The 11,702-nt window shown below is 49.2% G+C and carries 9 protein-coding genes; all 9 read left to right on the top strand.

The genetic code is table 11. The features are described 5' to 3' along the window. Positions 1-18: 18 nt before the first annotated feature. Positions 19-909, top strand: coding sequence for an ABC transporter permease (locus E0496_RS20370; protein ID WP_139993330.1), 891 nt, complete (start codon positions 19-21; stop codon positions 907-909). Between the two features lie 50 nt (positions 910-959). Further along, positions 960-1,838, top strand: coding sequence for a carbohydrate ABC transporter permease (locus E0496_RS20365; protein ID WP_141503670.1), 879 nt, complete (start codon positions 960-962; stop codon positions 1,836-1,838). Positions 1,839-1,861: 23 nt separating this feature from the next. After that, a complete protein-coding gene (locus E0496_RS20360; RefSeq protein WP_141503669.1) occupies positions 1,862-2,734 on the top strand; it encodes a family 43 glycosylhydrolase in 873 nt (290 codons plus the stop codon). A 146-nt stretch (positions 2,735-2,880) separates the two neighbouring features. After that, positions 2,881-3,939, top strand: coding sequence for a LacI family DNA-binding transcriptional regulator (locus E0496_RS20355; protein WP_141503668.1), 1,059 nt, complete (start codon positions 2,881-2,883; stop codon positions 3,937-3,939). A 288-nt stretch (positions 3,940-4,227) separates the two neighbouring features. Then, positions 4,228-7,047, top strand: a complete 2,820-nt coding sequence (locus E0496_RS20350; protein WP_161601505.1) for a beta-galactosidase — start codon at positions 4,228-4,230, stop codon at positions 7,045-7,047. A 73-nt stretch (positions 7,048-7,120) separates the two neighbouring features. Continuing rightward, entirely contained in the window at positions 7,121-8,041 is a 921-nt protein-coding gene (locus E0496_RS20345) for an ABC transporter permease (RefSeq protein ID WP_141503699.1), read from the top strand. Positions 8,042-8,053: 12 nt separating this feature from the next. Next, entirely contained in the window at positions 8,054-8,965 is a 912-nt protein-coding gene (locus tag E0496_RS20340; protein ID WP_141503666.1) for a carbohydrate ABC transporter permease, read from the top strand. 76 nt (positions 8,966-9,041) lie between these two features. Beyond that, the gene (locus tag E0496_RS20335) at positions 9,042-10,637 is read left to right on the top strand and encodes a DUF3502 domain-containing protein (RefSeq protein WP_141503665.1); all 1,596 of its coding nucleotides are present in this window, start codon (positions 9,042-9,044) and stop codon (positions 10,635-10,637) included. 239 nt (positions 10,638-10,876) lie between these two features. Continuing rightward, a complete protein-coding gene (locus tag E0496_RS20330) occupies positions 10,877-11,638 on the top strand; it encodes a sugar phosphate isomerase/epimerase family protein (RefSeq protein ID WP_141503664.1) in 762 nt (253 codons plus the stop codon). The last annotated feature ends 64 nt before the right edge of the window (positions 11,639-11,702 follow it).

Genomic DNA, 11,702 nt, shown 5'->3' with positions numbered 1-11,702 from the left:
AAGGACGGAGTGGGAGCTTTGCGAGATTCCAAAAATACGTTTCATTATCATCTGATGCTGGCGCCGGGCATGATCCTCCTTATTATTTTCGGAATAGTTCCACTATTCGGAATGGCGATTGCGTTCCAAGATTATATTCCCGTTAAAGGGATATTCGGCTCCAAATGGGTAGGCTTAGAAAACTTCAAGTACATGTTCGAGCTTGATGACAGCAAAATCATTTTTTTCAACACGATCTTTATCTCTCTAATGAAAATGCTCATGAATGTACTCATCCCGGTAACGACCGCGCTGCTGCTTCATGAAATCATCTTTAGCCGATTGAAAAAGTGGATGCAGACGATAATTTATTTGCCGCATTTTCTCTCGTGGGTTATTCTCGCGGGCATTTTGAACGATATGCTCTCCCAGAACGGCATCGTCAATCAAGTGGTGACAGCTATTACTGGTGAACCGATCTTTTTCCTCGGAAGCAATAACTGGTTCCCGGCAGTCGTTATATTGAGTGATGTATGGAAAGAGTTTGGCTTTAACACGATCATTTTCTTAGCGGCGTTAACGGCGATTAATCCTTCGCTCTATGAAGCAGCCTCCATTGACGGTGCGGGCCGGATTCGCAAAATATGGAGCGTCACGCTGCCGGGTATTTTGCCGACGATCATTCTCGTGTCCACGCTCAATATTGGCAATATTTTAAACGCAGGCTTTGATCAGATCTATAACCTATACAATCCCTTGGTCTATGAGTCGGGAGACATTATCGATACCTATGTCTACCGAATCGGACTTGTACAATATCAATATGGCTTAGCGACAGCGGTAGGAGCCTTGAAGTCGGTTGTCGGGTTCATTCTGATCTTCCTATCCTACAGGCTAGCGGCTAAGTTCGCAGGTTATCGCATTTTCTAGCATGACGGCACCGAGAGATCGCATTATTGTAACCAGAAGGGAAGTGTCCCATGCCGCTCACAGGTAAACGCGGAATCAGGACGACTGATATTATTTTGACGCTCATTATGCTGCTCGTTACGCTGCTTTGCTTGCTGCCGCTGATCTATGTCATTTCATTGTCTTTCAGCGGGAAGTCGGCGGCAGCCTCCGGTGCAGTCACCTTATTCCCAGTTGACTTTACTTTTTACTCCTATGAATATATGTTTAAGGATAGCCGCTTCTTCGATGCCTTCGGCGTATCGGTTAAGCGGGTGCTGCTTGGCGGGGCAATCAATTTCGTGTTAACGATTCTAATGGCTTATCCGCTTGCCAAGGAACGGCTTGAGTTCCGCAGTAGAGACATTTATATGTGGGTCATCGTATTTACGATGATGTTCACCGGCGGGTTGATTCCATGGTATATGGTCGTGAAGAGCCTTCATTTGACCGATACGATCTGGGCGCTTGTGCTCCCGACGGCCGTTCCTATCTTTAACGTGATCTTGCTGATGAATTTCTTCCGCGGCTTGCCGAAGGAAATTAACGAGTCGGCGAAAATGGACGGGGCAGGGCCGTGGCGAACGCTCATTACGATCGCGGTTCCGCTGGCGATGCCAGCTATTGCCACGGTTACGTTGTTCAGCATCGTTAGCCATTGGAACGCATTTTTTGACGGTTTGATTCTGATGAACAAGCAGCATAATATTCCACTGCAAACGTATATTCAGCAGCTGGTGGTGGCCCCGTCGATTTCGTCTTCTACGAGGCCGGAGGATTTGATTAACTTCTCCCAGCGGACATTCAACGCGGCTAAAATCGTTGTAACGATGCTGCCGATCTTAATCATCTATCCATTCCTGCAACGCTATTTCGTACACGGCATTACGCTTGGCTCCGTTAAGGAATAATCAATCATAAAAGGAGAATCAGCATGCAAATCAACAATCCGATATTGCCCGGCTTCTGGGCAGATCCGTTTATCCTGCGCGACGGCGAAGATTATTATTTATATCCAACCAAGGATAGCGCCGGCTGGATGTATGAGAAGTTTCATGTCTTCCACAGCAAGGATTTCATCAACTGGGACGGGCCTTATCTAGCACTGGATTTGAACGATGTTAGCTGGGCGAGTAAGCAGGCTTGGGCTCCCGGCATTGCGAAATACAAGGAGAAGTATTACATGTACTTTTCTGCGGAAGCACAGATCGGCGTAGCCGTCTCCGACTCTCCGCTCGGACCGTTTAAGGATATGCTGGACCGTCCGCTCCTTACGCGAGACCAGTACGCTTGCCAGTCGATTGATGCCGATTTATTCGTTGACGACGATGGGCAGCCTTATCTGCTGTGGGGGCAGGGGAAATGCTGGATCGTTCCGCTGGAAGACGATATGGTGACGTTTAAAGCTGAGCCTATCGATTTATCTATGCAAATTCATGCTTCCAAAGGTAGTAGTGGGGCTGTAGAAAATAATGCGATCTACAATGAAGGGCCGCATATGCAAAAGCGTGATGGCCGTTATTGGCTCACCTGGAGCAATTATGATACGCGTGATCCAAGATACCAGATTGCCTATGCTTTCAGCGACCATATTATGGGTCCATATGAAGTGCCGGACAATAACCGGATGACGCTGGAATCAGCCAGTGCGGTAGGTACAGGACATGCCTCGCTTACGGAATATGAAAATGAATGGTACCTGATCTACCATCGGCTCGCCGAGCCGGAAACCAGCGTGCTCCGCGAAACCTGCATCGGGCTTGTTCGATTTAAGGATGGCCAGCCATACGTAGACGTGGATGAATAACGCTTTTAAAGCCGAAAGAAGGAGGGGATAAGTTCCTCAACTTCTTTCGGTTTTATTTGAAAATAATGGGATATACTCGTTTCTATTTTTCATGGCTTCTGTTATTCTTACGAAGAATGAAACTATAGACCGAGGAGTGAGCAGCTATTAAGCCGGTTACTGTATATGATATTGCTAGGGAAGCGAATGTTTCAGTGGCTACGGTATCACGCGTACTCAACAACACTGCTCCGGTAAAGAAATCGACAAGAGATCGGGTTATGGAGCTGATTACGAAGCATCAATTTCAACCAAATGCCTTAGCCCGAAGCTTGTTTAAGAAGGAAACTGGGATGATTGGCGTTATTTTGCCCGATATTACGAATCCGTTTTTTCCCGAGGTATTGTCCGGTCTGGATCAGGAGGCACGCAGCAAAGGGTACACTTTCTTTCTATGCGATACCGTGTCGACGAATCGTGACTCCGCAGAGCAGTATGTTCGTGAATCGCAATATTTAAACATTTTGATGGAAAAGCAAGTAGACGGCATTGTGATGATTGGCGGCCGGATTAATCTCATGAAGCCGGATAAAGAGCTGGTTAACGAGGTTGTTGAGGCGGGCAAGCGTGTACCACTGCTTTTAATTAATGGAAATCTTCCGGGAGAAGGCCTTACCCGCGTCTATGTTGACGAGCGAGAAGGCGCAGAGCTGGCCACGCAGCATCTCATCGATTTGGGCCATCGCGAAATTGCATTCGTAGGCGGTTATAAGCATATGTCCAACACGCTGCAAAGGGTTCAAGGTTTTGTGAGAACGATGGAGAAGAACGGTTGCCAGGTTCGGAAGGAATGGATTCGCCATGGCGGATTTTCCGTAGACAGCGGCAAAGCGTTCATGAACGAGCTGCTCGCGGAATCGGAGCGCCCGACGGCTATCTTTTGCGCAAATGATCTGGTCGCTATCGGAGTGATGAAATCGGCTCACAAAGCAGGAATTTCCGTGCCGCAGGATTTGTCTCTTATCGGATTTGACGATATTCCCTATGCTTCCGACAGCATCCCGGAGCTCACGACGGTTTCTTTGAAATGTTATGATGTGGGGAAAAATGCCGCAGAGCTGCTGCATCAGATGATTACAAAAACTAAGGTAAGCAAGAACACGAGGGTCAGGCCAGAGCTCATTATTAGGGAGTCTACAGGTCCGTACCGCAGGGCGGGACAATAAAATAAATAACTTTTCAACACGCTATTGACAACGCTTACATTGTTGACTAAAATCAAATTGTCAACGGATTTCTGCTTACCACACAATTGAATGTAACCCGTTTCATGAAAGCCGGTTTTGTTCCTGCCCTTCAAGAAGCACATAGATGCACGTCAGCTAGTCTTACAGATATTGTCATCTGTTTACGCCAGCCATGAGGTGTATTTATTTTTCCCTAAATATGTAACGGGTTTCATGAAACGGGTTACATATTTCGAGCCTTTAGCCTATTTTATTGGAGGTTGTGACATGTCTATGCAATCAGGCACGGAAGCGTCCGTGCAGTTTGGGGCAGAAGCGGTCCATATTCAAGGCGTTCCTCACATTTTGCTATGTGCCTCGCTGTTTTATTTTCGAATACCAAGGGCGCTTTGGAAGGAGCGAATGGAGCAGCTACAAGCCTTCGGCTACAACAGTATTGACGTGTATTTTCCTTGGAATTATCACGAGACAGAAGAAGGAAGCTGGGATTTTAGCGAGGAGAAGGATGTTGCCGCATTTCTTGCAGCCGCTGCGGAGGCTGGACTTTACGTAGTGGCCAGGCCGGGACCATATATTTGCTCCGAATGGGATGGAGGGGCATTGCCGGCCTATCTGCTAACCAAAGGGCTGAGATTACGCGATAACGATGAACAGTTCCTGAGCAGCGTGGCGAAGTGGTTCGACCGAATACTGCCGCTTCTGAAGGCGCATCAAGTAGGCGAAGGGGGGACGGTCATCGGAGTGCAGCTCGATAATGAGCTTGATTTCTATGATTGCTTGGACCCCAAAGGGTATATAAGCGCCCTTCGCGATATGGCGCTGGGCCACGGCATTATGGTTCCGCTATTTGCTTGCGCCGGGCAAGGCGGCTTGCTGCAAGCTTCCGGCTTCGCGGACAACGTCGTCCCGACCTGCAACTTTTATCCGGATAACCGGGAGCCCGATTTTGAGCAAAAGGTGCTTCACTACAGTGAACGATTGGAGGAGCTAGGTTATCCGCTGCTAGTAACGGAGACGAATCGCGCTCATTACCTGCTGCGCAGGCTGCTTTCCTGCGGAGCCAAGCTGCTCGGACCTTATCTGCAGGTTTCAGGTACGGACTTCGGCTTCACGAATGCTACGAACAATTGGGGAAAACCGCTCGCTTTCATGACCTCGGATTATGATTTTGGAGGCATGATTTCTCCGGAAGGACATATTCGCGAGGAGGCCTATGAAGGCCGAATGCTGGGCCGTCTTATTGCAGCCTACGGCGCACCGCTAGCCCAGGCAGCTCCCGGGAATAAAGGAACGGATGGATGGGTGATTACGGGAGATCAGGAGAGAGTGGCTGGACCGTTTGCATTGCGCCTGAAAGGCGGAGGAAGCTTGCTGTTTGTTACCAATTTGGATGACCGTGATAAACAAGTGGCGCTTGCTGGGCCTGGCGAAGAGGCGGGAGGAGAAGCGGTTAGGAATACCTTTACGCTAAAAGGCGGCAGGTCCCTTGCGCTTCCTTATCAGGTACCGCTCGCCATATGGGGAAGCGACGGTTGCTTGGAGAACTCAACCGCTGAGCTGTTTATGGCGGAGAAGGCGAATGATGGCGCGCGGCTAGTATTCCATACGGAAGGGAGCGGCAAATTGGTTCTGCGGTTTGAACGGCCGCCGCTGGACATCAAGGCATGGAACGCAGCGGCTGTTGAGTCGGAAGGAACGGTGACGGTCACCTTTGACGGGAGGGAAGATGGCGGCTGTTCCGTCATTGCTGCGGATGGACGTGAGCTCAAGATATTCATCACGACAAGAATGAAAGCGCTTTATTTAAATGGGTTGGCTGACGGCAACGATTCATTTGAGCACGGGGAAGCACAGCGGTATGACGGCAGTATTGTCGACGCGGCATGCGATTGGCGGCTAGACGTCTTTGAAGCAGCGGGTGGATTGCCGAAACAAGCCGGGTTTGAAGTGAAGCCATTGGTATCAGAGGACGCTGATCCTCTTGAATCATTTGGTATTTACCGCGGATTTGCCTGGTATGAGGCCGATGTTCAACTGACAGAGGGTAAAGCGGTGCAGGGGCTGCTGCTTCGTCAAGGCAGCGATGTCCTGTCGCTTTACGGAGACGGACAATATGCGGGAACAGTTGCTCCAGGAGGGGGAAGCGCCTTCTTGCCGCTTGACGGCGGTCTGCAAGAGGGTAAGTTGCAAGCACGGGTGGAAATATGGGGGCATTCCAATTTTGATGATGCCAGACTTCCCGGACTGCGTCTGCATGCGATGAAGGGATTGAAGGGAATAGCAGCGATAACGAAGGTTCATTCCCTCAGTAGCCATTGGAGCCTATATCGTGCAGCCGACCGCGTCTTGCGCAAGGAATGGATCGAATCGCCAGATTGCAGGTTATGGCCGGTGGTTAACTTCGGGGGCTGGCTGTCACCAGATCATCCCGCATTTGAATATTACCGAAAAACGTTCCTTGCATCGGAATCAGCGAGCTCTTGGACCCTGCATTTCCAAGGGATTCAGTCACTAGCAACCGTATTTGTTGGCGGCCAAGAAATCGGGGCGGTGAATCCATTTGATCCTTATCTCGATATTTCAGACTACGTAACCGCTGGACAAACCGTAGAGCTGACCGTATTTGTGGAGCGGGTGCTCGGTCTATCCTCCGGAAAGGTGTTTCTGTATGAAGGGATAGCGGCTAAGGGCTGGTCCATTAGCCGTGCGGAAGAGAAGGAACTGCTAACTCATGCGCAATGGCGCAGGGGAGCCGCGCAAGCGGTAGAGTTCCCGGTCGCTCTGAAGCCGGGTGAGACCGCATGGCTGTATGCATCAACCATGAACTCTGAAGTGGGAGCAGGCTGGCGGGCAAAGGTGATTGGAACAGGCATGAAGCTGACCGTATTTTTGGAGGGAAGGCTCGTTGGGCGGCTTTGGCTGCGTGGAGGAGATGCCAGGCCGGTGCTTACAGGCGGAAGCCCTGATTCCTTCTATCTGCCGGGAGCATGGTTTGAGGAGGGCAAGGGAAGCTTGGCCATATTGCTGGAGGCGGTGGACCGTAAGGAGCAAGGCTGCCTAGAAGCGCTGCAATTTATATCCGTCTAGCTTATGACGACGAGGGGGATTTAGGATGGAAACGAGCATAGCCGAAAGGGAGCCCCGGCAAAAACTTCAGCAGATGAAAGGCGGTAAGCTTAGACGGTTTTGGAATAACAAAACGCTGCTTCTCATGTGCTTGCCAGCTGTCGCTTTTTTTATCATATTTGCTTATCTCCCGATGCCTGGGCTGTATCTCGCGTTTATCAATTACAACTACTCTGACGGCATCTTCAAAAGTCCGTTCGTCGCCTTTGACAACTTCCGTTTCCTCGTCATTAACGGAGACCTGTGGCGGCTGTCGTTCAATACGGTTGCATATAACTTGGTATTTATCATCCTCGGGAATGTGCTGCAAATTTTCGTTGCGATTTTGTTGAATGAAATTCGCCGGAAATGGTTCAAAAAAATAACGCAAACGCTGATGTTTCTGCCGCACTTTATTTCTGCCGTACTGATCGGCCTAATCGCTTACAACGTTTTGAGCTATGATTACGGTTTGCTGAACAGCATATTGGAGTCGCTCGGAATGGAACCTGTCAAAACCTACTCCGACCCGAAAATATGGCCGTTTATTATCGTGCTAACCTTTCTGTGGCAATCCACCGGTTATGGCTCCATTATTTATTTTGCAGCAATCATGGGCCTGGATAACGAGATTATCGAGGCATCGGAAATCGACGGAGCTAATGCGTTCCAGCGTATTATCTACATCGTGCTTCCTTGGCTCAAGCCGACCTTCATCATTCTTATGCTGTTCTCGCTGGGCGGCATTCTGAAAGGGAATTTTGGTCTCTTCTTCAATCTGGTAGGAGCGAACAATACGGCCTTGTACCCGACAACGGATATTATCGAAACGTACGTTTTCCGCTCCTTGATGACGAATTTCAACTTTTCGATCGGAAGCGCCGTAAGCTTATATCAATCCTTGTTTGGCTTTGTAGTCGTCTTAACCGCCAACTGGCTCGTGAGGAAGGCTTCGCCCGAAAACTCGTTATTTTAGGAGGTGTCGACGATGGAGAATTCAGAAGAATCACGCAGCATTCGAACCGATTTTAGCGGAATCATAGTCAAAGGTTTTGGTTATGTATTCATTACATTTTTTTCCTTATGTTGTCTCCTGCCCTTCCTGCTCGTCCTCGGCACTTCGCTTACGGCGGAGGGAACGATCAAGAAGTACGGCTTTAACTTATGGCCTCGTGATTTCAGTACGTTCGCCTACAAAATCGTATTTGAGAATCCGGATCTGATTATCGGCTCCTATCTCGTTACGATGGGGATTACGGTTGCAGGGACAGTCTTGGGACTATTTCTTGTCGCGATGACTGGTTATGCACTGCAGCGCCCGGACTTCGGCTACCGCAACGGCATCTCGTTTTTTATCTACTTCACAACGCTTTTCTCCGGCGGGCTTGTCCCGTTCTACCTCCTAATGACGCAGTATTTAAGCTTGAAGGACAATTACCTAGCTGTCCTGCTTCCCGGGCTGCTCAGTCCTTTTCTGATCATTATGATGAAGAGCTTCGTGCGCTCGATCCCGCATGCCATAACTGAATCTGCCAAAATCGACGGAGCGGGCGACTTTACTATTTTTCTAAAGCTGATTCTTCCCATGACGACGCCTGCTCTTGCGACTATCGGTTTGTTTATTGCGCTGGGCTATTGGAATGAGTGGTATAACTCCATGCTGTTCCTGTCGCCAGATATGAAGTATCGTCCGCTCCAGCTGTTTCTGTACAATGTGGTGACCAGCGCTGATTTTATTCGAAACTCGTCTGCGGCTTCGAATGTGCAGCTCAGGGATATGCCGCTGGAATCCATGAAGATGGCGACCGCAGTCGTTGCCACAGGCCCTGTTATTCTGTTCTATCCGTTTGTGCAGCGGTATTTCATCAAGGGAATTACCGTTGGTGCTGTCAAAGGCTGATGTGCCGCAGACCGGTGACGGTCTCTTCCACATAACGGGCCATGCCCGATTCATGAGAACAAAGGGGAGAAGTGAAATGTCCAATTTCAAGAAGGTTTCCGCTTTGCTGATTGCGATGATGATGATCATTAGCCTTGCTGCTTGCTCCGGCAGCAATAACGGAAAGAATGAGGCCGGCAAAAACGAAGGCAAGGGCAGCACGAACCAAACGGATGGCAATAAAGCTGGTGATACGTCAAAATTTGTGAAAATCAGCTATGTGGTGCTTGGCGACAAGCCAAAGAACGGCCAGTTCGAGAAGGTGCTGGCTGAAGTAAACAAGCGGATGAAGGAAAAAATCAATGCGGAGCTGGAGTGGAAATGGGTAGAATGGGCTGATTGGCAAACGAAATACAACCTGCTGCTGGCATCCGGCGAAGCCATCGACTTAATAACGATCGGGACGGATTGGCTGGATACATGGGGCAATGCTCAGCGCGGTGCCTTTATGAATTTGGATGATTTGCTTCCAGAGTATGCGCCTCAAACCTGGAATTCCGTACCGGAAGAGGACTGGGCAGAGAGCAAATATAACGGGAAAATTGTACTCATTCCGGAAAATGATTATACGCAGTGGGTTAATCATGGCTTCTTCTACCGTGGAGACTGGGCGAAGGAAGCAGGAATTAGCGAGCCGATCAAGGATTGGCAAGGTATTGGCAAGTATCTTCAATACGTGAAGGACAACAAGGAAGGCGTCGTTCCTTGGGATGCGGTCGCTTCAACGAGCACATGGGGAGGCTACGCTTCATCCTATACGGATCAGTTGGAGCTTCCAATCTCAACAGGTTATTTGCCGGTATTTACAACCAAGTCGTTTGACGAGAAATTCACGGTTGTAAGTCCTGTCTTCGAGGATACGTTCTTACAGTTCGCAACTTTAATGAAGGAATGGGCGGACAAAGGCTACTGGCGCGAGGATGTGCTGAACAACAAGAACGATAACCGCTCAGCGCTTCGGGCCGGATTGTCAGGACTTGACCAGCATCATACACAAACGTTTGGCGGGCTTCGTGTAACGATGGATAAGGATCAACCGGGCTCTGAGCTGCAAATGTTCCCATTTGCGCGGACTGGCGGGAACAATCTCACGGAGCTGTCCATCACACATGGCGGCACGTCCGTGGGCGCCCATAGCAAAAATCCTGAGCGTGCGCTAATGGCTTATGATCTCATTCGCAATGATGAGGAAATTTATCATCTGATTAACTACGGTTTAGAAGGCGTGCAATATGAGGTGAAAGACGGTAAGCGCGTACAGCCTGAAGGCTACGATGAAGCAAAGGATGCTTTCTATGCCGATTTCTGGGGCGGGCGCGTCGATAAATTCGAGATTCCAAGCGTAACCACGTGGGATCAGCTTGAACCGACATTGTATGCGGAATATGACAAAATTAAAAAACCGTATCCATATGGCCAATTCGTATTTGATAAAACAGCTGTTGAGGCAGAGTTGACGGCGATTACGCAAGTATCAGGCGAGATGGGGCCGGCCATTACTTACGGTAAAGCGGGAGATCCTGCACAAGCCGTCGAGCAGTTCCGCAGCAAGCTCAAAACGGCAGGCTATGAGAAGGTGATGGCTGAGCTTCAGCGCCAGATGGATGCTTACAAGAAGCTGATCGAAGGCTAGTGATCTAAGGTGGACAGCGCAAGGGGATTTCCGTACATTTCGTGCGGGATCCCTCAAGCGCTTTTTTTTGTTATGTACCCGTTCATTTGTTCCGATTGGTCAATTATAATCAATTGCCGGCCTAGGGTTCGCTAACCTCAGTAAAGTAGCCCCCTTATAAGGAGTGCTACAATGAGCTTGTAAGAATAGTCCCATCCTTTGAGAACGAATTCACATTCTAACCACAAGGCGGCGAAACGATGAAATTATCGAACATTGCAGTTCAATTGTATACGTTAAGAGACTATTGCAAGAACGAGGCGGATTTGGAGCAAACGCTGCGCAAAGTAAAGGATATGGGCTACGAGGCGGTTCAGGTTTCGGGCATAGGTCCGATTGCACCTGAAACAGTGAAGCAACTGGCTGATGCAGCTGGTCTCCGTATTTGCGCAACACATGTCAGCTTTGAATCTTTGCTCGATGACTTCGAGAACAGCGTTCAGAAGCATAAGCTGTGGAACTGCGCCTACGTAGGCATCGGCGGTATTCCTGAGGAGTATCGGAGCAGCGGAGACGGGTATGCTGAATTTGCCCGGAAGGCTTCGGAGGTAGGCAAACGGCTGAAGGAGCATGATCTGCAATTCATTTATCATAACCACCAATTTGAATACCAAAAATACGACGGAAGAACCGGCATGGACATATTACGGGAGGAAAGTGATCCGTCTGCCTTTGGCTTTGAACTCGATACTTACTGGGTGCATGTTGGTGGCGTGAATCCGGTAGAGGCAATCCATCAGGTAAAAGGTCGCATGGGGGTCATTCATCTCAAAGATCTGGAAATTATCGATCGGGAGCAGGTGTTTGCGGAAATCGGGGAAGGCAACCTTAACTTCAAAGCGATTATTGAAGCATGTCGTGAAACTGGCGTGGAATGGTATGTAGTTGAGCAGGATGTGTGCAGGCGCGACCCTTTTGAGAGCTTAGCGATTAGTTTGCGTAATCTGAAGCAATATATTTAACAGCAAGACTGTGGAAGCCACGACTAGAAATCCAGATGCAGCTTCGTCTGGATTTTTTTGTCAT

Origin of the sequence: Paenibacillus luteus (genome assembly GCF_006542765.1) — a bacterium.
Classification (GTDB): Bacteria; Bacillota; Bacilli; order Paenibacillales; family Paenibacillaceae; genus Pristimantibacillus; species Pristimantibacillus luteus.
This window is presented reverse-complemented; position numbering and strand designations above follow the sequence as displayed.

Excerpts from the sequence above, each read along its gene's own strand:
- E0496_RS20365 (WP_141503670.1), top strand. The coding sequence starts at position 960 with ATGCCGCTCACAGGTAAACGCGGAATCAGGACGACTGATATTATTTTG.
- E0496_RS20360 (WP_141503669.1), top strand. The coding sequence starts at position 1,862 with ATGCAAATCAACAATCCGATATTGCCCGGCTTCTGGGCAGATCCGTTT.
- E0496_RS20350 (WP_161601505.1), top strand. The coding sequence starts at position 4,228 with ATGTCTATGCAATCAGGCACGGAAGCGTCCGTGCAGTTTGGGGCAGAA.
- E0496_RS20345 (WP_141503699.1), top strand. The coding sequence starts at position 7,121 with ATGAAAGGCGGTAAGCTTAGACGGTTTTGGAATAACAAAACGCTGCTT.
- E0496_RS20340 (WP_141503666.1), top strand. The coding sequence starts at position 8,054 with ATGGAGAATTCAGAAGAATCACGCAGCATTCGAACCGATTTTAGCGGA.
- E0496_RS20335 (WP_141503665.1), top strand. The coding sequence starts at position 9,042 with ATGTCCAATTTCAAGAAGGTTTCCGCTTTGCTGATTGCGATGATGATG.
- E0496_RS20330 (WP_141503664.1), top strand. The coding sequence starts at position 10,877 with ATGAAATTATCGAACATTGCAGTTCAATTGTATACGTTAAGAGACTAT.